We start from the raw sequence: 24,593 nt of genomic DNA, 5'->3' as shown, positions 1-24,593 counted from the left end.
ATGCCTTGAGTGTGGAACTTCAAGCAATCGATGTAAGATGCAAGCGAGGACAATCATAGCGCAGTATGTGAAGGAGATGCGCAAGAAATATAAACTGACACAAGTAGACCTCTCCGAGAAAGCAGGAGTGGGGCTACGCTTTGTGCGTGAACTAGAGCAAGGCAAGACCACGCTTCGCCTTGATAAGGTCAATAAAGTCTTCGAACTCTTCGGTTCGGAGTGTGGTCCCGTGCCGATGAAACGAGAAGGAGATGACGTATGAAACAGGCATTTGTTTATTGGAAGACACTCAAAGCAGGCATTCTCACAGAAAGTGATGAGGGCTATTCCTTTGCTTACGACAAGGACTATCTGACTATGCCCGAAGCTCAAGGCATAAGCCTAACAATGCCTTTGCGAGAAGAACCTTTCCAAAGCAATATGCTTCATCCATTTTTTGACGGACTTATCCCTGAGGGATGGCTGTTAGATATTGCTCAGAAGAATTGGAAGATAGACTCAAGGGATCGAATGGCTTTACTACTGGCTTGTTGCCGAGACTGCATTGGAGCGGTAAGTATCGAACCTCTAAATACGACTGAAGATGAAGAATAGATGCCTATACTGCTACGAACCTTTGGTTGATGGAAAGGTGGATTACCATGCTAAGTGTTGTCGCAAATTATTTGGGACGCCTCAAGCTCCGATATTGCCTTATACGAGTAGCGAAGTACGAGCGTTGGCTGACGAGGTCATTCGTTCGCAGACCACAGTGACAGGAGTACAACCCAAACTGTCCCTCGACTTTGATCAGATGAGCAATTCGCCCAAGCGATTTACTATTGTTGGCTTATGGGGACGGTTTATTCTTAAACCTCAAACAGAGCGTTATTCGCATCTCCCCGAGTTGGAGGATGTGTCGATGCACCTTGCAGAGATTGCCAAGATTGAAACAGTTCCTCATGGACTGATGCGATTCAGCGATGGCGAACTATGCTATATCACTCGTCGCATAGACAGAACAGAGCAAGGGGAGAAGCTCCCAATGGAAGATATGTGTCAGCTCTCAGAGCGTCTGACCGAATATAAGTACAAAGGCTCGCATGAGCAAATAGCCAAACTCATCTCCAAGTATAGCTCTGTGCCTAAACTTGATCTTGTCAAGTACTGGGAGCAAGTGCTCTTTTCGTGGCTGATAGGTAATACCGATATGCACCTCAAGAATTACTCGCTCTATGCTCCAGAGGGGAACGAATATCAACTCACTCCAGCTTATGACCTGCTGTCTACGGCACTTGTTATTCCTGAGGATACAGAAGAGCTTGCACTGACGCTCTGTGGCAAGAAACGCAAATTCACCCGCCAACATTTCATCGAAGCAATGATAGCCTCAGGTTTGGATGAGAAAGTGTGCGACAACATCTTCGCTCGCTTCGGACATATCCTCCCCGAATGGGAAGCCTGCATCCGCCAGAGTTTCCTACCAAAGGGGATGCAGGAACAGTATGTTGCATTAATAAAATATAGATTTGAAACACTCAATCTAAGCGTATAATAGAATGGCTAAAAAGAAAAAGGAAGAGACGTTAAATCTCGAAACTATACTATTCAACTGTCGAGACTACCTCCGTAGTAATGCAACCCTCAATGACAAGAGAGACCTACTCTTGACATTGGTATTCCTCCGCTTCATCGGTGAGAAGTTTGAGGATGCTCAAGAGACATTGCGTCAGAGTTTCATCGAGAGTGGAATCACTGACGAAGCCATCATCTCAATGCGGCTCAATAACCCTCGAGCATACGGAGGAACTGCATTTGTCCCCGAGAAGGCTCGATGGAGTCTCTTCTTGGAGACTCCGAGTGAAAAGCTAAATAGTACACTGGACGATGCACTCCAATGTCTGGAGGAGAGTGGAGATACTCTCAAAGGGTGTGTGCGCTTAGGATTATTCACCGCTATAAATCTGGAGAAGAGTATCATCAAAAAGGTGGTGGATGAGGTCAATAAGATTTCGCACAAGGTCTTTGGCGAGCAGAAGGATCTCATCGGACGAGTCTATGAATACTTCCTCAAGTCGTTTGCTGTCAATGCCTCCAAAGAGGAGGGCGAGTTCTATACCCCTCACGATATTGTAGAGCTGATAGCTGCCTTTATAGAGCCTTATGATGGTACACTCTACGACCCCTGCTGTGGTTCGGGTGGTATGTTTGTGCAGTGTGCCAAGTATGTAGAGGAAAAGGATGGTGACATCGCTCAAATCAATGTATATGGTCAAGAGAACGACCCTGCGACCTATCGTTTGGCTAAGATGAACTTAGCGGTGCGAGGTATTTCGCACCACTTAGGCGAGCGAAATGCCTCCTCCTTCACCAACGACCTACACAAAGGACTCACCTTTGATTACATTATGGCTAATCCTCCTTTTAATCTCAAGCGGTGGTACGATACGGCACTCAGCTCCGACTCTCGCTGGGCAGACTATGGTGTGCCACCAGAGAGCAATGCCAACTATGCGTGGATACTGCATATACTCTCGAAGCTCAAAGCGGGGCGTGGTGTCGCAGGCTTCCTCCTTGCCAATGGTGCACTGGGAGACAGTGATGCCAGTGAGATACGTCGCAAACTTATCGAAGGGGACAAAGTGGAAGCCATCATCGTACTTCCCCGAGAGTTATTTTATGCCACGGATATATCTGTTACCCTTTGGATTCTCAACCAAAACAAGAGAGGTGGCACCCATCATGGTCGAAGACTACGCAATCGCTCGGGCGAAATCCTATTTATGGATCTCCGTCAATGGACAACCAACGCAGTCAAAGGCGAACAGAAGAAAAAGGTCGAACTGCTACCAGGCCAAGTACGCAAAGCATCTGACATCTATTTTCGTTGGCAGAGGGAGGGTACGGATGGAACACTGTATGCCGAACCCGAACTCTATCGGTCAGTAGGCATCGACGAACTGCGAGCCAATGACTTCACGTTGGTTCCCAGTCGCTATATCGAGTTTGTAGACAGGGATAGCCAAATTGACTATCACCAAGTACTTACTGCAACAGCCAACACTGTATCTGACCTGCTCAAACGTCAAACAAAGAATGACAAGAGGTTGCGTCAAGCACTTAAACAATTAGGCTATGACTGCGAAGAATAAGACAGCTCCGAGGGTAAGGCTCGGTGATTATATCGAGGAATGCGACGAACGTAATACAGAAGGCAAATATACTCTTGATGATGTTAGAGGGATAAGTATTGAGAAAAAACTAATCTTTACAAAGGCGAATATGGATGGAATCACCTTAGAGCCTTACAAGTTGTTGAAGCCTCTCGAATTTGGCTATGTAACCGTAACTTCTCGTAATGGAGATAAGATTACATTGGCTATCAATCGAGAAAAAAAGACATTTCTTGTATCTTCTTCGTACAAAGTCTTTAAGGCCAAATCAAAACTTCTCCCAGAATATCTTTATTTGCTTCTAAGTCGTGGAGAATTTGATCGCTACGCACGTTTTAATTCTTGGGGAAGTGCTCGAGAAACATTCGATTGGGAAGAGATGTGTCGGATCAATATCCCTTTGCCATCAATTGAAGTACAGCAAGAGGTAGTCGATACTTACACTGGACTAAAGCGTTTAGCCGAGGAGAATGAAGCCTTAATAGCTCCTCTTACGGAGGCTAGCCAAGCCTTTATCGTAGACTGCCAAAAGAAATATCCAACAGTTGAACTCGGTAAGTACATCGAGGAATGCGACGAACGTAATACAGAAGGGAAATATACTCTTGATGATGTTAGAGGAATAAGTACAGATAAAAAGTTTATCTCTACCAAAGCTAATATGGATGGAGTATCTCTAACATCCTATAAAGAAGTTAATCCTTCTGGTTTTGTTTACGTGGCAGATACATCAAGACGTGGAGATAAGATCGCTTTAGCACACAACAGTACAGAGCAGTCACTTTTAGTCTCATCTGTCTATACCGTTTTCAAGACCAAAGATGGATTACTCCCAGAGTATCTGTATTTATTGCTCAGTCGTGGAGAATTTGATCGCTATGCGCGGTTTAATTCTTGGGGAAGTGCTCGAGAAACTTTTGATTGGACGGAACTGTGTCGTGTGTCTATTGCCTTACCTCCTCCCGAGGTTCAGCAGTCAATTGTTAATCTCTACCACTATATTGAGGAGGCAAAAAAGATTGCCTGCGAAGCTCGAGCGCAATTACAAACCCTATGTCCAGCACTGATACAGTACGCCGAACATCACTAAAGAAAGGGACGAAGATGAAGTTTTACGAAAGTGAATATGAGGAAGCCCTCATAGACTTGCTACAGCAGGAAGGATGGGAATACACGCACGGAGGAGATATAAGACGTAACAATAGAGATATTCTTATCTCCAGAGACCTACGCCAGTACCTCCAAGAACGCTATCCCGCATTGGAGGCTAATGACTTGGATGAAATTGTCAGCCATCTACAACATACAGGAGGGCAGACTCACTTTGATATACTCCGCAATACGTATCGTCTACTGCGAGACGGCTATCGCTATACTCGTCACTCCGATGGCGAGATTTTCGATATAGAGTATGTCGATTTCGAGACCCCCTCGGACAATCGCTTCCGTTGTGTCAATCAATACGAAGTGGGCTATGGGATGCAAGGAGATAGGCGTATCCCTGATGTACTTCTCTTCGTCAATGGTATCCCCCTCTGTATCTTTGAGCTAAAGAACCCTACGGATGCCACGGCAACCATAGCAGATGCCTATCAGCAAATCCACACTCGCTACATGAGGGATATACCGCATCTGCTGCGCTACTGTCCGCTCTCCTGTATCAGCGATGCGACCGCCAACAATACCAAACTGGGTACGACCTATACGCCCTATGAGCATTATTATGCTTGGAAGAAAGTCAATAACGAAGACAAGGCAGCAGAGAAAGGGTTGGACCAAGTGCGTACAATTGTATCGGGTGTGTATGCCCCTGTGCGCTTTCTGGAGATCGTGCGTGATTATATCTACTTTCCAGATGAGGTGTATCCTAAGCAAGAAGAAGTTGTCTGTCGCTACCCTCAATTTTTTGCGACTCGTATGCTCCGAGAGAGTGTAGTCCAAGCATTTGAGAGACAAGATAACAAGGGAGGTACTTACTTTGGGGCTACGGGGTGTGGCAAGACCTATACGATGATGTTTTTGGCACGCCAACTCTCCTTGCGTTGTCCCGAACTTGGTTCTCCTACCATTGTGATGATAGTAGACCGTGAGGATTTGCAGTCTCAAGCGGGCAAACTATTTTTACGCTCTGAAGATTTTCTCTCGATAGGTGCAGCCAAGATCATCGCTGACCGAGAGAACCTAAAAACTGAGATGTCTCTTCGGCAGTCGGGAGGCTTCTTTATCTGTACGATCCAGAAGTTTTGTGAGGAGATAGGGTTGCTCAATACACGACACAACATTATTTGCTTTTCCGACGAAGCTCATCGTAGCCAAGTACGGCTCAACACTCAACTCAAGGTTCGGCATACAGCCAAGGAGGGGGCATCACCCAAAGAGGCTGAGCAAATAGGAGCTTTCGTTACGAAGCCTTATGCCGAGCACTTGCGTACCGCCTTCCCCAACGCTACTTTCGTCGGCTTTACTGGTACGCCCATAGATGAAACGATACAGGTTTTTGGTGGTATTGTCGATAGTTATACGATGAAGCAGGCTGTTGATGATGGCATCACCGTAGACTTGAAGTATATCCCACGCATCGCCAAGGTTACACTCGACACGGCTAAGGTCGAAGAAATAGACCGCTACTACAATCAGTGTGCAGAGGAGGGAGCGACAGAGGCTGATATTGCGACCAGCAAGAAGGCAATGAGTGCTATGGAGGTTATCTTGGGGGGTGATGAGCGACAGGAGCGACTCGCCAAGGATATAGCAGAGCACTATACTCAGGCTTGTAACAACAAAGCGGATGTGCCCCAAAAGGCTATGATTGTGTGTAGCAAAAGGGCTATTGCGTACAACCTATTGAAGAAGTTTGAGTCCTTATATCCAGACTGGTTCGTTGAGCGAAAGTCTCCTGATGATACGTTACTTAGTGATGATGAGTTGCGAAGTCTACCCTCAATGCCTACCATTGCTATGGTGGCAACACGTGGAAAGGATGACCCGAAAGAGATGTATGACTATCTGGGGGATAGAAGTCGGACAAAGTTGCTCGACGATGCATTCAAGATGGAGCATTCCAACTTCCGTATCGTCATAGTCGTCGATATGTGGATTACAGGATTCGATGTCCCCTGCCTAACTTATCTATACAACGATAAGCCATTGCAGAAACAAACGCTCATACAGACCATTAGTCGTGTGAACCGTAAATTTGCAGGCAAGGAGTTTGGGTATGTCATAGACTATATCGGTATCCGAAAGAATATGATGGAGGCAATGAGTCGATTTGGAGGGGAAGACTTTGGACCAAGTGAAGATGATGTACAGCAGGCATTGGAAGCTCTCATCGTAGAGATTGACCTCATCAAAAAGCTCTTTGTGGGCTTTGATCTCACCCCTTTCACCGACAAGAATACAAAGCCATTGGAGCGATTGGAATGTCTTTCCGAAGCTGCCAATTATATTCAGTCGCAAACGTCTGGATGGAACAAAGACCAAGGCAAGCGTCCTCCAAAAGCCGTCAGCGCTCAAAGTTATTTCTTAGCTCATATCAAACGCCTTCGAGTGGCGTATGACATCTGTCAGCCATCAGCTGTCCTTAACCACGAATTGCTTTCGCTCTCGCAATGCTTTATGGCGGTAGCTTCTTATATTCGTAAGACTTCTGGTGACAAGCACGATGCTGAGAGTATGAATAGAGCCGTGGAGAAGATGGTGAGGGAAGCATTAGTGTGTAACTCTGTGGTCAGTATTCTTGATACCGATGTGGAGGAACAGATTTTTAGTGCTGAGTTTGTAGCACAACTCGAGGGTATCAAACTACCCGCAACTAAGTTGGAAGTATTGGTAAAGATGCTCCGCAAAGCCATTAGAGAGTATAAGAATACCAATAAAATCGCAGCAGAGAAGTATGAGGAGTTGCTAAAGGAAACATTGGACAAGTATCACGAACGTCGATCTGCTCTTTCGGCAGAAGAAGCCTCGCATACACAAGCGACAGCAGTTTCTGAGATTATGGAAGAGGCAACGAAACAGGCTCTGGATTTGCTGAAACAACTCGGCAAGGATCGAGAGAGTTTTCGACATCTGGGTCTGACCTTTGAGGAAAAGGCATTCTATGATATTTTAATGCACTTACGAGATAAGTACAACTTCGAGTATGGAGAGGATAAAGAGGAGAATGGTTTTATCTTCAATGACAAGTGTAAGATATTGGCGAAGAAGATTAAGGAGCTGATAGACATCCAGTCTTCTTTCACTGACTGGCTCAATAATAGTAATATCCGTGCAGACCTCAACAACAAGATATTCATTTGTCTCCACCAAAATGGCTATCCCCCTCAGTACAATGATGAGGTTATCGACCAAGTGATGGAGCAGGTGGAACACTTCAAGGAATATGGAGGTGAGTAGTAATAGATATTGGAAATGCTTATAGTGTTTCTTTTGTAATCAAAAAATAGCTTTTTCGCAGAGCATTAGCTTTGCTTATAATGAATATGAAACAGGAAATAAATATACAAGAGGTCATAGAGAATGGTGGCAATGTGATTAAGACAAGAGATGATCGTGAATTGATTGTCGTTGGCCAAGATGGCAAAGTGCTTAATATGGAGGATTGTAGCTGGTTGCCCGACAACGAGAATCCTGTTGTGAACAACGTTTTCCGCTCACGTATAGAACCTTGGCTAACGTCACTTTTTCAGTCTGAACACTTATCACTTTTGTGCGGATCTGGAATAACAAATGCCATTAGCTTCTTAGCAGGAGCAGGTTCTGGCACCACAATGGGTGAGACTACATTTTCCAACTACAAAGATCAGATTGAATCTGCGGCTCGGGAATCAGCACAATCTAGTGGAAGAGAGAATGGTAATATTGAGGATCAAATAAGGGCAGCCAACGATTTGCTCCGAGGATTAAAAATCCTTCAAGATAATGACAATGCCACAAAATTAGAGCAGGAATTAAATTCGATCATTTCAAATTTTGCAAAGTCCATATTAGAGTCTGAGAATAAAATAGCAACTTCCAAGGAAGATCCCATAAAAGATCAGGCTGTAAACACGCAAAAAGATGAGTCAGAAGTTCCCCAAGATAATAAACCTAAAAATGAGGGAGTAACAACTAAGCAGGATAAGCGAGAGAAAGCCTATTTAACACTGGTTAACTTCCTTCTAAGCTTTGCAAGTCGTACAGGAAATAAAGAAAGACTAAACATTTTCACAACCAACTATGACCGCCTAATAGAAATGGGAGCAGAGTTGGCTGGAATCCACCTAATGGATAGGTTCGTAGGGACTATGATGCCTATATTCCGCTCTTCGAGACTCAATCTTGACATTCACTACAATCCCCCTGGTATTAGAGGAGAACCCCGTTATTTGGAAGGTGTAGCACGTCTAACAAAACTTCATGGATCTGTTGATTGGGTGCAGAATGGAGGAGAGATACGCCGTATAGGACTTCCGTTTGGTGCAGATAGTATTGAACCCTATTTGCGGGCCCCAGGTTTGTATGGAGCGGACGCTTTGAAATTGATGATTTATCCAAATTCCGCTAAGGATCGTGAAACAGCAGAATACCCATATGTGGAATTGTTCCGAGACTTTGCCGCCTCCATTTGCAGACCTAATAGTACTCTGGTTAGCTATGGCTACGGATTTGCGGATGAGCATATAAATAGAGTCATCCATGATATGCTCACCATCCCTTCAACTCACCTGGTCATTATTTCGTATAACGATCCAATAGGTCGCATCTTAAAGTTTTATTCTGAGTCAGCACATAAAGCTCAGATGTCTATATTAATAGGGAATAATTTGGGAGACATTACGCATCTTGCCAATGACTACCTACCTAAATCTGCCATTGACAGAGCTACGATTAGAATGGCTGAGTTGTTACAGCATCGTATGGGGGCTTCGAGTTTAGACAAGCAGACTACAGCCATACAATCGGTGCCTATAGCAGAGGTAGAAACACAAACTAATTTAGAGTCTTAATTGCATAGTTTATGGCTACAACACCCATCGAATATCTTGCTTCTCTACGCATAGGTACGGTAGAATATATCTCTCCAGATAGGATAGAAGTACAGCTTGACATAGAATCTCCAGAAAGTGTTGCATTAAATACAGGAACACCTCGAAACTTTCCTCGCATCAATGGCTATGTTATGATACCTGTTGACCTCGGTTTTATTGTTGGACAGGTGTCATGGATCACTATCCAACGCTCTCCTCACCCTAAGCGGAGAGGTTTTCAAGATTTTGGTTTGATTGATTTGCCTTTTCCTCTAAGGAAAATGGAGCTTCAACCTGTGGGAACTCTTCGTTCTATTGAGGCTGGTTATAAGTTTAAGCGAGGTCTTGAGGCTTTTCCATCTGTAGGAGACATAGTGATATTACCCACAGATGAACAACTCCGCTCCATCATAGAGTCTGGAGATAATAGAAGAGTTTATATAGGCAATAGTCCATTAGTAGGGAATGCCAAGGTGATGATTGATCCTGATCGTTTATTTGGAAGGCATCTTGCAGTACTCGGAAATACAGGTAGTGGAAAATCTTGCTCTGTGGCAGGATTGATACGATGGTCTATTGAAAGTGCTCGAGAGAAACTTGTTGATAAGGAAGGGAAAGTAAATAGTCGCTTTATTGTATTAGACCCGAACGGGGAGTATAGTAAAGCCTTTGCGGATAAATCGAACGCAAATATCTACACGGTTAATGTCGAAGGGGGGGCTGAAAAGCAACTTGAAGTTCCGCTGTGGTTTTGGAATACAGACGAGTGGTGTGGATTCACCAAAGCCTCTCCCAAAACCCATAGGACGACCATTGTTCATGCCCTAAAATCGGTAAGAAGTGGTAATATCTTCGAAGGGCAAACAAAAGAGAGAGAGCTGGCAAACTATGTTCGTACTGTTATTGACACTATTGAGGTCAACAAAGCATCTGGTAATCCTTGGGGAAAATTCCCGTTCCCAAAGAATTTTCACCAATCCGTAGAAAAGTGGGCAAGCGGAATTATATGTGAACAAGGATACTCAGAAGAATTAAAAGGAACGATTCAAGCATTTCAAGACCAAATTGCAGAATTAATAAATGCTAGGTCAGGACAATATCCTCATTATGACTATTCAAGAGAAGATATTGATAATATAATAGATAGATTAAAGGAGGTCTACATTAAAGCTGGGGGAAGAGAAGAGGAATTTTTGCCTACAGATGAGGATAGTCCTATCCCATTCACTGGTGACAATTTAGTTCGTTCCATAGAGGCTAATGCAGAGATACTGAAAACAACAGACTATATTGTGACGCTAATGCCTCGTATCAAAACATTACTGACAGATGTACGTGTCAAGAAAGTTATTGATAACAATACTCTAGAATTAAGTGACTGGTTAGATGATTATATTGGAGCTAACGGTGAGGAGTCTCTAACAATTATTGATTTATCTCTACTTCCATCAGATGTGACAAGTATCATTACAGCGGTTATAGCTCGTATGATATTTGAAACACAGCAACGTTATCTCAAGCTGAATAAGCAATGTTTGCCAACAGTGCTGGTTATGGAAGAGGCTCACTATTTTGTCAAGCGATACAATGATGATGCAGAAAATACAGGACCAACCATTCAATGCTGCAAAATATTTGAGAAAATAGCAAGAGAGGGACGAAAGTTCGGATTGGGACTAGTTTTGTCATCGCAAAGACCATCTGAGCTATCGCCGACAGTTTTGTCTCAATGCAATTCGTTCCTACTACACCGTATATCAAATGATAGGGATCAAGAATTAATTCACCGTTTATTGCCTGATAATATGAGAGGAATTCTCCGTGAAATGCCATCACTCCCCTCGCAATATGCTGTCCTATTAGGTTGGGCTTCAGAGTTGCCCGTCATGGTGAAAATGCGAACATTGCGTGAAGGACAGCGTCCTCAGTCTGATGATCCTGATTATTGGGATGTTTGGACAAGATTGAAAAAACGAGAAATCGACTGGAGCAATGTTGCCAATGAGTGGCAAAATAAAAAAGGTGAATCTACAGAGACTTAAGCTGTTCATAGTTGTATAGAGTTATAGCCAACTCACAGAAACTGATACGCTATTGCTTATATTATCAAATTATAATGTTGCTAATCATCCTCCAATTTAGGGATGCTTACTAAGTTATATAGGAGAAGGATGGTTCCTATGGAATAGATATGTTCACCCACGGTCATTGCCGTGGGTGAACGTTTTTGCTTTTTTAAGTGGAAGATTTAGTGCTGGAGCTGACGAGAGAGCGAGGTTTGCTCCTCTGTGAGTCGTTGTTTCTGGAGGGCGAGTTCGGCTTGGCGTTGGATTGCGAGTTCGTAGTTGCTGACTTGGTGGCGTAGTTCGCGAATGGTGTCGGAGGAGCTTTCAGAGGAGAAGAGGCTGTCTAGATGGGCGATTGTTGGATTACTGTAGCCTTGCTCCATACGTAAGATGCGGTAGCGAAGGGCGTAGCTTTCGTGGGTCTGATTGGCATTACGGAGATATACTGCCCAGCCAATTGTACAGGCGAGGAGTACAAGAGATATACCCCAGATGAGCCACTCCACCCATCGCTTGACATCAAAGAGGTAGTACTTCTTGACTGTTGGAGGAGATTGAGTTTCTTGGATTTTCTCGGATAGAGAGGCTATGCTTTCGGCTTGTCGCTCTTGGGTCTTTGTGATGCCATCTTTGATTTCTCGGATTCGTTTGCCTAGGACGATAGCGACATCTGTCAGTTCACTCTTGAATTTGCCATCTATCTCAATCTTTTGTCCAATAAGGCGTGCTACATCCGTAAGAGAGATGCCATCCTCTTCTGATGATGTAGTTGTTGAGATTGGTTGAGATGCGAGGTTGGAGACACTCGTTTTGAGTTCTCTGTTCTGTTGCTTGATTTCCTCGAGTACTTCGAGAAGGATGTTCATTTGTTCGTTCATAATTTTCTACGTTTTAGTTTCTTATTAGCTTGATTTCTTAGTTTACGTTGGAATACGAGTTCTGCGACATCTACGGCAGGCGCATTGCTATCGAATAGCCCCTCGCCAAGATCTTCTATGGCTTCACCAAGCTCCCCGATAAAACTTTCTGTTTCAGAGGAGGGGTGAGGTGCTTGCTTTGCATTCTGTTCTAAAGCAAAGGAGAGTTTGGAGTAGCTACACGAGCGGTCTATGTGCGAACCACTGAAACTTACGCCATCTTTGCAGAAGAGTACGCCCTCTACCTGATCGGTCTGTCCTTTTGTCTTGAATTGTATGTCTATCCCTTGGCGTCTCAGAGCAGAAGAGAGTTCGTCCCAATTCTGACATCGAGGTAATACGGTTTTGATGGTATCGAAGATTTCATACCGAAGTCGGTCATTTCCTCGAAGCCGATTACGTTTTACTGCCTCTTTCCCTTCGCCCCATTTTAGTTGGTTAGCCTCGGTGATTTCTTTGCAGACCTTTGTTGAGCGGTACTTTTCGTTGCTGTCGGAAATAGTTTTTCCGTTGTTGTCTATACGATTGATGCAGATGTGTACGTGGGGATGCTCTCTGTCGAGGTGGCGCACAATGAGATATTGCGTATGTCCGTAGCCCATCTTCTGCAAGTATTGTATCGCCAAGTTATTCATCGTCTTGTCGTCCAGTCGCTCAGCATCCTCAGCCGAAAAGCTCAAGATGGTATGACAGACTATTTTCTTAACATTAGGACGCATTGAGGCTTGTAGCGCAAAGTCGTTGGCTATCTCGTGAGACGAAGCATCCCTCCTAACTCCTTCTGCATAGAGAACTCTCGCTTTCCCCTCTTGCTTCCCGAGGACATAGGCAAGCACTCCAGAAAAGGATGTTCCTTTGATTATCTTGGCTATCATGATTTCAGAGCTTTGAGCTGTTCATCAACTAAAAGTTTGAGCATTCGTAGTTCGGTCGGTATGGTAGAGATACCAAAAGTGTGAAGGCGATGAGCAATTTGATTGATGTTGTTTGCTATGCCCGAGAGCTGGCGTATCTCTCGCATCTGCTCAGGCGTAACTCTTGGCTTGATGAAACTCTCAGAGATGAGCATTCTCAGAAATTCATTTTTATTGATACCAGCCTCTGAGGCTTTACTTTTGAGAGTGAAGTACTCCATCGTATTCAGTTTTAGTAGGACGGAGTAGCTTCTCTTCTCGGATAGTTTTTTAGTAGGGCGTCCCCCTTTCTTTTTATCTTCTGTTGTCATTGTTCCTTTCGTTTTATTGATGAGACCATCGGGATTATTTCTCCCAGTTTGATGGGCGTTGAGGAGGTTTTGGGTAACCCAAAACACAAACTTGCTTCTCTACCTATGCAGTCTTCTCTTCTGTGGAAGAGGTTGTGCCAATCTTTGCTCTTTCACGACCCGAAGTCCGAGTTTATCAATCAAAAGTTGGAGGTTGGGATTTTGCCGAATGAGGTCTTTCAGTACACTACTTTGCGTCTTGATTTGGAGGAGGTAATCGGCAATATCGTAACCTGCTTGCTGGTCTTGGAGAGGAGCATGTTTCTCCAAATAATCGAAGAGCTGCACCTCCATTCCGAGGCTCTGCATCATCTTTAGTTTCTCCTGCCAATAGTCTGTTGCTCCGAGGTCGGGAAAGAGAACTACCTGACGCCCGAAGAAGGGAACGAGATTACTGCTTTTGAAACACCCGTGCTTTCCACCAGTTGCCAGCCACAGATATTGAGGTAGATAATGAGACGCAATGAGTGCCGTCTTTTCGCTCTCAACCAGAGCGATTGGTTTCTGCTTGTCGGCATCAAGAAGATGCTCCCCGAAAAAGCATTGACTAAGATTGTAGTTTGGACGTTTGAGCAAACTATGTACCCATGTGATATGATTGAATGGTTGCTTTACTCGCTTGCCAGTCTCAGGATCGTAGAGCATAATCTTGCCTGTTCTGACTCTACCGATAGTGTCTATCTGCCAGAATACGGTTGCCCCTTCCCAATGTTTAGATGTGCCAACGTGATAACGGTGTATCAGTTGGAGTGCTTCGTCCTCTCCAAGTTGTTCGGAAAGAAAGCAATAGAGGTTGTTATGCTTATATCCTCTCAAGGTCTGCTCCATCGTTGCTTTCTCTATGAAAGATGGCGGTAGAATGATAGGTGTCGGTTTGTAATCAACACTATCAAACGAATACAACTCTTCTTTCGCTAATGGATGCTCGGCAAAGTAATCTTTGGGAGTAAAGTGGTAACCACAACGCTGTTCGTGGTCGCAACGTCCCACGTTATCAGGGAACTCTATTTTCCCCTCCGTGTCTATGTAGCGAGCGAAACATCTGGGGCGTTCGCACGCTGGGCAGGTATGGCGTGTGCGCACACCTTTATATGGTTCTAATTTGAATCTATAATTGCTCATTGATAAATTTGATTTGAATAGCACACTATCTGCACTTTGTTCACTTTCGGGTTAATAAGGAATAGGGAAATGCTGATAATGCAGAAAGTGCGCTGGGTTAAACATTGAGTTTATGGTAAAGTCCGTGTCGCTCCTTAGCAAAGAGGTGTCCAATATTGCGACTGAGAAAATCCTTAAAAGCCCTCTCTTTCATCCCCAATCGCTCGGCAATACTCAGGGCTTCGGCAGTCTGAAAGGATGCTGGCAGTTCGGCAAGGAGTTGTTGCTGTTGCTGAGTGAGCTGAATATCTGCAATCTCTGAGTGCACTTGCTGTGCCGAATGGAGAAAATACTCGGTAAGAGTAATGGCTCGTTCCACAGAGACAAGGTCAATCTCGCTCTTATCTCCCTCGGAACACGCCCAACGAGCCATTTGGATGATAAGGCAAAAGCGAATGACATACACTTCCAACTTACAGTAGACTCCGACGAGAGTTTCGTTGGGTTCGGTATCGCAGAGTTTGGCATGCTCCTCTTGCCACATATAAAGTCGAGCCTTAGCATCTTCGGCAAAGGAGATAATCTCAGGAAGTAGTTCTCCCTCTTCGTCTTTGGAGCAAGGCATCTCAATAAGTTGCTGAATGATACTCGACCATCGTCCTTCGGTGCTTTCGGGAAGTTCTGTTCTGCTCCATCGGGCTTTTTGCTGTAGATTGGGCATCACAAAAAGGATACGGTCTATAAAACCATTACTGGAGCGTTCCCCCTTGGATAGCTCTCCGAGTATCTTCTTTTGGATAGTGCCTACAACAGAGATATAGGGACGCTTGATAAAAATGGAACTCCGATTTCCTTTGCGATCACTGATGGTTGCCTTAGCACTGAACACAGAGAGCCAAAACTGTTCCTCGGAACCGCTGTTGTAGCGATTGAAGTTCTTGAACCAAGCCGAAAGTTCATCCGTCCACAAACAAAGACCTCGCTTATTCTGAGCATGGATAAAACTCAAACCTTCGGGCGTGATGTCAGAGACGATAAATCTTCTTCGTATAGGCTCTGTCGGTTGCTCTGAGTGACCAGCCTCTATACGCTCCTTACGGCTCATCCGTGCAACATTGTCATACTCAGTGTAGGCTTGTTCGTAGAGCTTATTCTCCTGATAGTCAAAGTCAAGAAAAGGTTTCATCGCAAAACTAAGCGGATGACTTTTGTTCGTGCCAGGGCGTCCGACTAATGCCACGTAAAGCATTGCACTTTCTTGCCACCCTCGTTTGAGTTGGACAAGATGCGTATTCCCTATGCCAACAGCGATAGCCACCAGCATTGCCGATGCGATATAGTCGATAGGAAAACCTTGACACTCGTGGACTTCAGCAATGATATTTCGTATCTCAGAGGGAAAGATACCAATGGGAAAAGCAGAGTCTGAGAATGACAATCCCAATTCGATGGCTTTATCTAGCAGGACTTCTGGCACGATTCTTTGTTCTCCCATAGCCCATTATCCTTTGAATGATTTAGGCTTGTGTCGGATGCCTGCTCTTATGGAGGATAATTGTTCCTCTGAGGAGGGCGCATAAAGGATACCTTTACGTCCGCTTTCTACCCATTGCAGTAGCTCTTCTTTATAGAAATATAGCTTCTTGCCACGTTTGTAAGCTGGGATAATCCCCTTACGGACGAGAGCATAGATGGTAGGTTTTGCTTTTTGAATGACTTCGCACGCTTCATCTATACCAATGAGAGATTTCTCTTCAGGTATAGGCGGACGCAATGCCGAGACCATCTCTTTGATGGCAGAGACCTGTTCGGTCAGATACGTTACCGCTTCAGGTAACTTGTCGAATGTAATTTCTTTGTCCATGTTCGCAAATAAATTTGTGCAGGTTGCCCTGCGGGTTTCTGATTATTTGCGAGCAAAGGAAATCGGTGTTCTCTCGGTGCGCTACAACACCTTCAAGTAACTTTTGGATAACTTTCTAATGGGGTTGAATGCTCATCAATGACAAGGTCTTTACAGAGAGGAATAAGGTATTTCCCCTCTGTATTGGTGAGCTTTCGTTGGATAGAACTTACCTCTACATCTCTCAAGGTATGGGCAAAAGTGTGTTTGAGAAAAAAGGCTATATCTTCTCTTTTCTTCCCGAAAGGGCGAGATATGTTCCATCCAAAGTGCATTAGATCAATGCTCTTGAGTTGGGAGGAGATTTTGATATCTTGGCTATTCTCAATACTCCATTCAGAGGACAGATAGCGGGTAATCTGTTCGCAAAGTTTTGTCAGCTCTTCCTCTCTCATATAGGCTGCAAGTGTCCTTTGGGTGTAGGAGGTGACGACTTCCATTTTCTTTTGCTCTTCTCTTGCCTTTACTTGAAAAGCCTCTTGACGAAACTGCTCATAGTTTGATGGCGATGGTGTTGGAAAAATTGTCTTCGGAGGTTCGATGACCTCTCTCTCCTGAGATCTAAAGATATGCCCGAAGAATTCTTCGAGTAATGATTGCACCGCTAGAAAGAGCAAAAAGAAGACGACGGAACAAATAAGAAAAACGCAGAACGCAGTAAAGCCGTCCGCTCCACAACTCAAAGTAGTAGAACGAACGGCAAGGGAAAATAGGACAATACACCCGAGGGTGATTGTTTGAGGAATATAGTTATCGTTAGTGCTTGATGGCTTCATACTTGTCTATGTTTTGATGCAAACATAAACAAGTATTCATCACCATTTATCACTCAGGGAAATAGCGGGAAGTATAGGGAAAAGAAAGGAAATAGGGCTTTCTACTTTAGGGAAATCTTATCAGCTGTTTCACGTTTCTTCGAGTTTACGAGGTCGGCATAGATTTGGGTTGTGGACACATTCTTATGGGTGAGCATCTTCGATACCGTATAAATATCTGTACCGAGAGAAATCTGTATCACGGCGTAGGAGTGACGAAAACAGTGAAAAGTGATATGCTTCGTAATCCCAGCCTGCTTAATCCATTTTTTCAAAGGATAATTGATCATACTGCGCTGCAAGCCTTTGAAGACTTTACCCGATGATGGCTCTCCACATAGTTCATAAGCTTCATAACTGATTGGGAGAGTAGCTTCGGTAGAGGTCTTCTGTGTCCTGATGCGGATGCAATAGCCTTGGTCAGGAGCAAGAGTGAAATCTTCCCATCGGAGATTGAGAATATCGCTGATACGTAGCCCCGTAAGGCAAGAGAAGAGAGAAGCTCTTTTCAGAACATCATGCTCACAGGGTGTCTGAGCAAGTATCTTCACTTCATCAAGTGTCAAATACTCTTTCTTGACCTCCTTAGCCTCTATCTTATCTAAAAAGTCATTGATATTCTCTCTTAGCCACTTATCTCGATACGCAATCTTCAGTAGTCCCCTAAAAGTGGAATAGTAGCCAGATGCAGAGTTTGTGGAGACTTTCCCTTTTCGTTTGAGTTGCTTGGCGTTGAGAAGGTACTCTCGAAAGCCTTGGCATAGCTCTATCGTTATGTCTCCAAAGGTGCAATGTCCTTGCACATAGTTGTAAAAGTGTTGATAGACGATGCGCCACTTTTGGTCTTTCTTTCGACACATTTTCAAGAAGTATGCAAGGAAGTCGGTTTTCATTTTAGTTCGATCTAGGAAGCCAAACTCTTCATTGATAAGCGACTGTACACGAATACATCGAATAGCTTCCGCCTTGTTCAACATATCCATGTTAAACTCTCGCTCCATCTCATTCTTAGGATGGGCGTAGATATAGATGCCGAGATACTCCCGACGGCTCATTTGCATGGTTTCGGGATTGCGCACGGCTGGATAATAATCGAGATAGAGCGATATACGCCCGTTTCTGATAGCTCTCTGTCGGAGCGTTACTTTGGGACAAGTATGTCTCATACAATTGCTGATTAGAGGGTTATATTTATTGATTCAGTTGCAAAAGAATAAGGTGATAAGTGAGAGTCCCATACCACTGACAAATAACTTATCGAGTGATGCAGGGAGGTTTGAGGACCTCGTCCAATTCTTGCTGAGAAATGAGGACCTTCCGACCTTGCTTTAGTTTAGGGACATTATAACGTTTGGTATATTGATAGAGCTGGTCACGAGTAAGACCAAACTTTTCCATAGCCTCCCGAACGGTATAGTAGCTTGGAGCTGCCTTATCAAGTACTCCTTTAGCTGCTTCGACATGTTTGGTGGAATAGTAGCTTTTACCCTTAACTTTCTTTCTGGGGATGTTGTGGTCAGAGACGAAGTTGTAAACGGCTGTAAGCGTCATATCGAATCTTTCTTGTATCTCCACGGCTGTACACCATTCTTCGATATGAGAAGCAGGAGCCTGTTTAGCAAAATAGGCATCTATATGCCGTTTGCTCCAATAGGTCTTGCCTCTGTTATAAGTTCGAGGGATATTCTCTCGCTTGGCTATTGCAAAAAGAGAAGATCGAGATATGTTGTGGATATCGCACACCTCGTCTGTCGTATATAATTCCGTAATTACGATTGCATCTCTGGGCTGTCGTTTCTCATAAGGTCGCTCTGCTAACATCCGTTCAATGTCTTCACGCTTGACGATTGAGCGTTGAGAACTCAAATTATAAGCCTTTAAGTTCCCTGAGTAGATATATCTATATATTGTATGCCTACTAATACCAAGTAATCGCCCAGCTTCTGAGATGGAGAGATAAGGTTTGTCTATAATATCACTGACCTTTTTCTCTTGTTCAGAAAGTTCTGTTCTGCGTACCCTCTCTTCTCTTTTTTGAGCTTTGTAGGCTCTGCTATTACATCTATGTGAGCAATACTTGGTAGTCGTCTTCAAAGCTATAAACTCCTGTTTGCAATGCTCACACACTTTTTTTATTGGAATTTTGCTCGCTGTCATTTCGCCATATTTTTGTTTTGTACTGTCTATTGGTGTTGCACCGTGTCTCATTTGTCCAGCATCTCGGTATATACGCGAGGGGCTGGAGGGTTGGCGAGCTGCGTGCGGTACAAATAAGGTACAAGAATGAGCGAAAGAATGGCTCCGAATGATGCCTAACGAACAGATAGGGCAAAAAGAAAGGCACTCATAATGAACGCCTTTTCGATATTTGGTGATATATGATTATCGGTTGTAATCAGAAATTACTTGCCAATGCAGAAGTGGGCGAAGATGTAGTGGAGGGTGTCATCGCTCGATATTTCCCGTCCCGTGATAGCTCCAATTGAATGAATGGCGTGTCGCAAATCAAGCGTTAGCAGGTCGGCAGAAAGTCCCGCATCAAAGCCCGAACGCATCCGTCCAAGTGCATCATACGCCTCTTGGAGCAGTTGATGATGACGGGCATTGCTCACTATTAGATCAGCCTCTCCCGCCTTAGCTTCGTCCATAATAGTTACCAACTCCTGTTGCACGCTTTCTATCCCCAAGCCCGAACGAGCCGAAATAAATAGGCAAAGCACCTCCTCGGCAATAGCTTCGTGTATTCTTCGAGCCATGCTTTGTTGAGCCACTTCGTCCAAATCTTCACTCTTATTGATGAGAATAAGCATAGTGCGGTGCGCTCTATCGTCCCAAATTTCTTTGAGGTGCTCCAACTGATGAGCTTCATCCAAACGTGTTGCATCGAGTACCGAAAGGATAATATCTGCCTCTTGTATCTTGGCACGACTCCTCTCAATCCCTAAACTCTCAATGGCATCTTCGGTTTGTCGCAAACCAGCCGTATCAACAAAGCGGAACAAATATCCACCTATATGGATAGTATCTTCGATGGTATCTCGCGTGGTGCCATGAATATCGCTCACGATAGCGCGCTCTTCGCCCAATAAGTTATTGAGTAGGGTACTTTTACCGACATTGGTAGTTCCCACAATAGCAACGGGGATGCCTCGCTTAACGGCATTTCCCAGACGATAACTATCGATAAGTCTACGGAGTTTACACTCTATCTTATCGCAAAGAACCAGCAGTTCGGTGCGGTCAGCGAACTCGACATCTTCTTCGGGGAAATCCAATTCGAGCTCCATCAACCCCGTCAATCGCAGCAATTCCTCTCGAAGGGCATTCAGTTCTTCGCTATACCCCCCTTTGAGTTGCTTCATAGCCATTTGATGCTGTGCTTTACTCTCAGAGGCAATAATATCTGCCACGGCCTCGGCACGACTTAAATCCATTCTTCCATTGAGATAGGCTCGACGGGTAAATTCGCCTGCGGTAGCCATCTCACAGCCCTCTTTCAAAAGGCTTTCGAGTAGTCGCCGTCTGATATAGACAGAGCCGTGGCAAGAAATTTCTACCGTATCTTCCCCCGTAAAGGAGTGTGGGGCGCGAAAAGAGGTTAGCACTACCTCGTCGATGAGTTCTTCATCTGCGATAATTTCCCCATAGTAAGCGTATCGAGGTTTGATATTCTCTGGGGAAAGAGACTGACCTCTATAATGGAAAAGACGGAGGGCAATCGAAAAAGCCTCGGGTCCCGAAATGCGAACAATGCCTATTCCTCCAACGCCAGGGGCAGTAGCTACGGCACAAATCGTGGTGGTGGTAAAGTTATCTACTGACATGATTATGACAAGTCGAAAATGCTATTTGGGCTAAAGCGGTACACAAACCTTTATAATTGAGTGCAAAAGAGTAAGAGAAAGTGTCTTTTTAACCTATCCATCGAAAGAATAGATATAAGCCCTCAATGGGACTCATGTAAATTTTCAATAGGATATGTGTAAACTCTCAATAAGATTTGTGTAAACTTCCAATAAGATATGTACAAACTCTCAATAGTACACGTGTAAACTTTTAATAGTATGTATATGAAAACCTCCTCACCAATACACACGTGCTGTCACGAGATCGGTGAGGAGGTTTTGAGATCTGTATTCAACCTAAGGAATACGAGATGTTAGTCAATAATCTTCACCCAACCATGAACGTCTGGAGCATCTCCATACTGGATAGCACGGAGCGTGTTGTAAAGTTCTTCGCAACGCTTACCTGGTTTACCATCCTTAGAAATTTCGTAAGTCTTGTGCTCATCCAAATCGTCGATACGAAGTATTGGACTGATAACCGCAGCTGTACCGCAAGCACCAGCCTCTTCAAACTCAAGAAGTTCCTCTTCAGCAACAGGACGACGCTCAACTTTCATACCCAAATCTTTTGCCAACTGCATCAAACTCATGTTGGTAATTGATGGAAGAATAGAGCTTGACTCAGGCGTGATATAAGTATTATTCTTGATACCAAAGAAGTTAGCAGGACCACACTCATCTATGTATTTCTTTTCCTTAGCATCGAGGAAGAGACAAGCAGAGTAGCCTTTCTGGTGAGCCAATACTGTAGGCATCATACCTGCAGCATAGTTCCCCCCAACCTTAATAGTACCAGTTCCCAATGGAGCAGCACGGTCATAGCTACGCATAATAGCCATTGGAGTAGGTTTGAAGCCTTCTTTGAAGTAAGGACCTACAGGTGTTACGAATACGATGAAGAGATACTCGGGCGCAGGCTTAACCCCAACCTGAGCTCCCAATCCGATAAGAAGAGGACGGATATAGAGAGAAGCTCCGCTCTCATAAGGAGGGACAAAACGCTCGTTCATCTTAACCGCCTTGATACAAGCAGCCTCAAATAACTCTTGAGGTACTGGAGCCATTACCACTCCCTCGGCAGAACGAATCATACGCTTAGCGTTTTCATCCATACGGAAGATGCGCACTTTGCCATCTTTTCCCTTGAATGCTTTTAGCCCTTCGAACGCTTCTTGTCCGTAGTGGAGACAAGTCGCTGCCATGTGAATGTTAATCGTCTCTTCTGAAGAAACCTCTAATTCACCCCATTTTCCATCTCGATAATAGCAACGTACGTTGTAGTCGGTTTTAACATAACCGAAGCCTAATGAAGACCATTCAATTTGTTCCATAACTTATATTTAGTTTATTCCAAGAATTTGTGGCAAAAGTAGCCATTATCGGTCAAATAGCAAAGGATATACCTTGCCTCTCTCTAAGAAGTTCCCTCCTGAGTAAACGAGCTGTCCGTTAACAAAAGTAGAGTGTACCGTATGATGAAATGAAAATCCCAATAAAGGGGACCACTCACAGCGGCTTAGGATATTGGACTGATTAACTTGGGTCTTTTTTTGTGGGTCTACCAAGACTACATCGGCGTAGTATCCAGGGCGTAAATAACCTCTTTTGTTCACTTTGAAGAGGTCGGCTGGAGCATGTGCCATTTTCTCTACGACAAATTCTTTACTCCAAACCCCATCGTGGGCAAGCTCCAACATCATGAGAAGAGAGTGTTGTACAAGAGGGCCACCCGAAGCGGCCTTGAGAGCTCCACCCTCTTTCTCTGTCTTTAGGTGAGGAGCATGATCGGTAGCTACAATATCCAAACAGTTATCAATCAACGCTTGACGAAGAGCATCTCTATCTTCTCTGGTTTTAACAGCAGGATTCCACTTAATAGCTGTACCTAAAGTTTCGTAATCTTGATCGGTAAACCACAAGTGATGTACACACACCTCGGCAGTAATACGTTTTTCTTGCAGAGGAATATCATTTCTAAAAAGAGCTGTCTCTCGAGCTGTCGAAAGATGCAGCACATGCAATCGTGTATTATACTTTTCGGCACGATCAATAGCCTCTGAAGTACAGCGGTAACAAGCCTCTTCACTTCTAATTTTTGGATGTAGGGCAACTGGAGGGTCTTCCCCAAAGAGCGCGGTATAGTGCGCTTTGTTTTGTCGAATAACCTCTTCCGATTCGGAGTGTATCGCTATAAGATGTGGACTTTCGGAAAAGAAGACACGAAGCGTCTCCTGATTGTCCACAAGCATATTACCCGTAGAAGCTCCTAAAAAGAGTTTAATGCCAGGGATAAGTGTTGCGTCTATCTTAAAAATATCTTGGGCATTATCATTGGTTCCTCCTATAAAGAATGAGTAGTTAGCCCAAGAAACGGCATCGGCACGTTCATGCTTCTGCATCAGACGGTTGTAATCGGTGGTTGTAGGTATGGTGTTGGGCATATCCATAAAGGAAGTTACCCCCCCTGCTACGGCAGCACGGCTCTCACTCTCTATGTCGGCTTTGTGCGTTAGACCAGGGTCACGAAAATGCACCTGATCGTCTATGCATCCAGGGAGTAACCATAACCCCTCACAAGGTATGATATCTGCCCCCTTAGCTTCTTCGGGCAAGCGATCAGGCTCTATCCTTCCGCGGAAAACTTGCTGTATATATTCATCTCGTATCAAAAGAGAGCCCAAAAAGGTTTCACCCTCATTGACAATATCGGCATTGAGTAGTAAATATTTCATAGTGGTTTTTGTTGATATCTTTTGGGGTAACCTTTGAATATATGCCAGTATCGCAGTTTAAGTACCCCGAAAAAAGCTTCTCCGAAGATGGAACTATTCATTTTAGAACTTCCCAATTTTCTATTGGTAAAGGTAATAGGCACCTCTTTTAACTTATAGCCAAGACAAGCAGCAACGTACTTCATTTCGATTTGAAAGGCATATCCCTTGAAGTGAATAGCCCCTAAGTCGATGGCCTCGAGCACTTCTCGTTTGTAAGCCACAAAGCCTGCTGTTGTATCTGAGACCGAAAGCCAAGTGATGAGACGTACGTAAACCGAGGCAAAATAACTCATGAGAATACGTCCCATAGGCCAGTCTTTAACCTTTCCACCACGTACATAACGAGAGCCAATAACGACATCGTAACCGTTTTCATGAATCTCTTTGTACAAACGGGGTAGTGCTTCTATGGGGTGGCTAAAGTCACAATCCATCTCGAATATATAGTCGTATCCCTGTTCTATACACCAACGGAAGCCCGCAATATAGGCGGTCCCCAATCCTAACTTGCCACTTCGCTCAATTAGGAATAGTCGTTGGGGATACTTTGCCATGAGCTCTTTAACAATACCAGCCGTTCCATCGGGTGAGTTATCATCTATAATGACAATATCAAATGGCTCCTCCAAGGTAAAAACCTCTTGAATTATGGCTGCTACGTTCTCGCGCTCGTTATAGGTGGGAATTATAATTATCTTCTTTTTCATAGGATTTATCCCCGTTTTCTACTACCTTCTGTCTT

21 protein-coding genes are annotated in these 24,593 nt (G+C 44.2%); 8 read left to right on the top strand and 13 right to left on the bottom strand.

All coding sequences use genetic code 11. The features are described 5' to 3' along the window. Positions 1–37 precede the first annotated feature (37 nt). The 8 genes from B5D06_RS00605 to B5D06_RS00570 all read left to right on the top strand — a co-directional run bounded on the left by B5D06_RS00605 (position 38) and on the right by B5D06_RS00570 (position 11,205). On the top strand, positions 38–262 hold the full coding sequence (locus tag B5D06_RS00605) for a helix-turn-helix transcriptional regulator (protein WP_005874043.1): 225 nt from the start codon (positions 38–40) through the stop codon (positions 260–262). Beyond that, positions 259–594, top strand: a complete 336-nt coding sequence (locus B5D06_RS00600) for a HipA N-terminal domain-containing protein (RefSeq protein WP_078736093.1) — start codon at positions 259–261, stop codon at positions 592–594. The genes B5D06_RS00605 and B5D06_RS00600 overlap by 4 nt, the downstream gene beginning before the upstream one ends. Then, positions 584–1,534, top strand: coding sequence for a HipA domain-containing protein (locus B5D06_RS00595; protein WP_078736092.1), 951 nt, complete (start codon positions 584–586; stop codon positions 1,532–1,534). The genes B5D06_RS00600 and B5D06_RS00595 overlap by 11 nt, the downstream gene beginning before the upstream one ends. Before the next feature lie 4 nt (positions 1,535–1,538). Continuing rightward, positions 1,539–3,131: an N-6 DNA methylase gene (locus tag B5D06_RS00590; protein WP_078736091.1), complete on the top strand. Its 1,593-nt coding sequence runs from the start codon at positions 1,539–1,541 to the stop codon at positions 3,129–3,131. Continuing rightward, positions 3,115–4,242 carry a restriction endonuclease subunit S gene (locus tag B5D06_RS00585; RefSeq protein WP_078736090.1) on the top strand — a complete coding sequence of 376 codons (1,128 nt, stop codon included), beginning with the start codon at positions 3,115–3,117 and terminating at the stop codon, positions 4,240–4,242. Before B5D06_RS00590 ends, B5D06_RS00585 begins: the two co-directional genes overlap by 17 nt. A 14-nt stretch (positions 4,243–4,256) precedes the next feature. Further along, a complete protein-coding gene (locus tag B5D06_RS00580; RefSeq protein ID WP_078736089.1) occupies positions 4,257–7,550 on the top strand; it encodes a type I restriction endonuclease subunit R in 3,294 nt (1,097 codons plus the stop codon). A gap of 86 nt (positions 7,551–7,636) precedes the next feature. Then, positions 7,637–9,142, top strand: coding sequence for an SIR2 family protein (locus tag B5D06_RS00575; RefSeq protein WP_184227837.1), 1,506 nt, complete (start codon positions 7,637–7,639; stop codon positions 9,140–9,142). Between the two features lie 11 nt (positions 9,143–9,153). Further along, on the top strand, positions 9,154–11,205 hold the full coding sequence (locus B5D06_RS00570; RefSeq protein ID WP_078736087.1) for an ATP-binding protein: 2,052 nt from the start codon (positions 9,154–9,156) through the stop codon (positions 11,203–11,205). A gap of 206 nt (positions 11,206–11,411) precedes the next feature. Here the strand turns inward: B5D06_RS00570 and B5D06_RS00565 are convergent, their stop codons facing one another. The 13 genes from B5D06_RS00565 to B5D06_RS00505 form a co-directional block, all read right to left on the bottom strand. Beyond that, entirely contained in the window at positions 11,412–12,107 is a 696-nt protein-coding gene (locus B5D06_RS00565) for a hypothetical protein (RefSeq protein ID WP_078736086.1), read from the bottom strand. Continuing rightward, positions 12,104–13,021 carry a relaxase/mobilization nuclease domain-containing protein gene (locus tag B5D06_RS00560; protein WP_078736085.1) on the bottom strand — a complete coding sequence of 306 codons (918 nt, stop codon included), beginning with the start codon at positions 13,019–13,021 and terminating at the stop codon, positions 12,104–12,106. Before B5D06_RS00560 ends, B5D06_RS00565 begins: the two co-directional genes overlap by 4 nt. Then, entirely contained in the window at positions 13,018–13,371 is a 354-nt protein-coding gene (locus B5D06_RS00555; RefSeq protein WP_036867031.1) for a MobC family plasmid mobilization relaxosome protein, read from the bottom strand. Before B5D06_RS00555 ends, B5D06_RS00560 begins: the two co-directional genes overlap by 4 nt. Before the next feature lie 99 nt (positions 13,372–13,470). After that, complete coding sequence (locus tag B5D06_RS00550) at positions 13,471–14,532, bottom strand: DUF6371 domain-containing protein (protein WP_078736084.1); 1,062 nt, start codon at positions 14,530–14,532, stop codon at positions 13,471–13,473. Positions 14,533–14,629: 97 nt separating this feature from the next. Beyond that, positions 14,630–16,006 carry a DUF3987 domain-containing protein gene (locus tag B5D06_RS00545; RefSeq protein WP_078736083.1) on the bottom strand — a complete coding sequence of 459 codons (1,377 nt, stop codon included), beginning with the start codon at positions 16,004–16,006 and terminating at the stop codon, positions 14,630–14,632. A gap of 6 nt (positions 16,007–16,012) precedes the next feature. Beyond that, positions 16,013–16,375 carry a helix-turn-helix domain-containing protein gene (locus tag B5D06_RS00540; protein WP_025843055.1) on the bottom strand — a complete coding sequence of 121 codons (363 nt, stop codon included), beginning with the start codon at positions 16,373–16,375 and terminating at the stop codon, positions 16,013–16,015. 92 nt (positions 16,376–16,467) lie between these two features. Beyond that, positions 16,468–17,190 carry a mobilization protein gene (locus tag B5D06_RS00535; protein WP_078736082.1) on the bottom strand — a complete coding sequence of 241 codons (723 nt, stop codon included), beginning with the start codon at positions 17,188–17,190 and terminating at the stop codon, positions 16,468–16,470. Positions 17,191–17,291: 101 nt separating this feature from the next. After that, a complete protein-coding gene (locus tag B5D06_RS00530) occupies positions 17,292–18,395 on the bottom strand; it encodes a site-specific integrase (protein ID WP_078736081.1) in 1,104 nt (367 codons plus the stop codon). Between the two features lie 88 nt (positions 18,396–18,483). Then, positions 18,484–19,386, bottom strand: a complete 903-nt coding sequence (locus B5D06_RS00525) for a helix-turn-helix domain-containing protein (RefSeq protein WP_036866804.1) — start codon at positions 19,384–19,386, stop codon at positions 18,484–18,486. A 245-nt stretch (positions 19,387–19,631) separates the two neighbouring features. Continuing rightward, positions 19,632–21,053, bottom strand: coding sequence for a tRNA uridine-5-carboxymethylaminomethyl(34) synthesis GTPase MnmE (mnmE, locus tag B5D06_RS00520; RefSeq protein ID WP_078736080.1), 1,422 nt, complete (start codon positions 21,051–21,053; stop codon positions 19,632–19,634). Positions 21,054–21,388: 335 nt separating this feature from the next. Next, complete coding sequence (locus B5D06_RS00515) at positions 21,389–22,408, bottom strand: branched-chain amino acid aminotransferase (protein WP_078736079.1); 1,020 nt, start codon at positions 22,406–22,408, stop codon at positions 21,389–21,391. 45 nt (positions 22,409–22,453) lie between these two features. Further along, positions 22,454–23,809, bottom strand: coding sequence for a dihydroorotase (locus B5D06_RS00510; RefSeq protein ID WP_078736077.1), 1,356 nt, complete (start codon positions 23,807–23,809; stop codon positions 22,454–22,456). Continuing rightward, positions 23,806–24,558, bottom strand: coding sequence for a polyprenol monophosphomannose synthase (locus B5D06_RS00505; protein ID WP_078736074.1), 753 nt, complete (start codon positions 24,556–24,558; stop codon positions 23,806–23,808). Before B5D06_RS00505 ends, B5D06_RS00510 begins: the two co-directional genes overlap by 4 nt. Positions 24,559–24,593: the final 35 nt, after the last annotated feature.

The sequence above is a fragment of the Porphyromonas circumdentaria genome (assembly GCF_900167105.1).
Taxonomy (GTDB): Bacteria; Bacteroidota; Bacteroidia; order Bacteroidales; family Porphyromonadaceae; genus Porphyromonas; species Porphyromonas circumdentaria.
This window is presented reverse-complemented; position numbering and strand designations above follow the sequence as displayed.

Bases quoted from the DNA above. Each gene is read 5' to 3' on its own strand.
- B5D06_RS00605 (WP_005874043.1), top strand. From the start codon at position 38: ATGCAAGCGAGGACAATCATAGCGCAGTATGTGAAGGAGATGCGCAAG.
- B5D06_RS00600 (WP_078736093.1), top strand. From the start codon at position 259: ATGAAACAGGCATTTGTTTATTGGAAGACACTCAAAGCAGGCATTCTC.
- B5D06_RS00595 (WP_078736092.1), top strand. From the start codon at position 584: ATGAAGAATAGATGCCTATACTGCTACGAACCTTTGGTTGATGGAAAG.
- B5D06_RS00590 (WP_078736091.1), top strand. From the start codon at position 1,539: ATGGCTAAAAAGAAAAAGGAAGAGACGTTAAATCTCGAAACTATACTA.
- B5D06_RS00585 (WP_078736090.1), top strand. From the start codon at position 3,115: ATGACTGCGAAGAATAAGACAGCTCCGAGGGTAAGGCTCGGTGATTAT.
- B5D06_RS00580 (WP_078736089.1), top strand. From the start codon at position 4,257: ATGAAGTTTTACGAAAGTGAATATGAGGAAGCCCTCATAGACTTGCTA.
- B5D06_RS00575 (WP_184227837.1), top strand. From the start codon at position 7,637: ATGAAACAGGAAATAAATATACAAGAGGTCATAGAGAATGGTGGCAAT.
- B5D06_RS00570 (WP_078736087.1), top strand. From the start codon at position 9,154: ATGGCTACAACACCCATCGAATATCTTGCTTCTCTACGCATAGGTACG.
- B5D06_RS00565 (WP_078736086.1), bottom strand. From the start codon at position 12,107: ATGAACGAACAAATGAACATCCTTCTCGAAGTACTCGAGGAAATCAAG.
- B5D06_RS00560 (WP_078736085.1), bottom strand. From the start codon at position 13,021: ATGATAGCCAAGATAATCAAAGGAACATCCTTTTCTGGAGTGCTTGCC.
- B5D06_RS00555 (WP_036867031.1), bottom strand. From the start codon at position 13,371: ATGACAACAGAAGATAAAAAGAAAGGGGGACGCCCTACTAAAAAACTA.
- B5D06_RS00550 (WP_078736084.1), bottom strand. From the start codon at position 14,532: ATGAGCAATTATAGATTCAAATTAGAACCATATAAAGGTGTGCGCACA.
- B5D06_RS00545 (WP_078736083.1), bottom strand. From the start codon at position 16,006: ATGGGAGAACAAAGAATCGTGCCAGAAGTCCTGCTAGATAAAGCCATC.
- B5D06_RS00540 (WP_025843055.1), bottom strand. From the start codon at position 16,375: ATGGACAAAGAAATTACATTCGACAAGTTACCTGAAGCGGTAACGTAT.
- B5D06_RS00535 (WP_078736082.1), bottom strand. From the start codon at position 17,190: ATGAAGCCATCAAGCACTAACGATAACTATATTCCTCAAACAATCACC.
- B5D06_RS00530 (WP_078736081.1), bottom strand. From the start codon at position 18,395: ATGAGACATACTTGTCCCAAAGTAACGCTCCGACAGAGAGCTATCAGA.
- B5D06_RS00525 (WP_036866804.1), bottom strand. From the start codon at position 19,386: ATGACAGCGAGCAAAATTCCAATAAAAAAAGTGTGTGAGCATTGCAAA.
- mnmE (WP_078736080.1), bottom strand. From the start codon at position 21,053: ATGTCAGTAGATAACTTTACCACCACCACGATTTGTGCCGTAGCTACT.
- B5D06_RS00515 (WP_078736079.1), bottom strand. From the start codon at position 22,408: ATGGAACAAATTGAATGGTCTTCATTAGGCTTCGGTTATGTTAAAACC.
- B5D06_RS00510 (WP_078736077.1), bottom strand. From the start codon at position 23,809: ATGAAATATTTACTACTCAATGCCGATATTGTCAATGAGGGTGAAACC.
- B5D06_RS00505 (WP_078736074.1), bottom strand. From the start codon at position 24,558: ATGAAAAAGAAGATAATTATAATTCCCACCTATAACGAGCGCGAGAAC.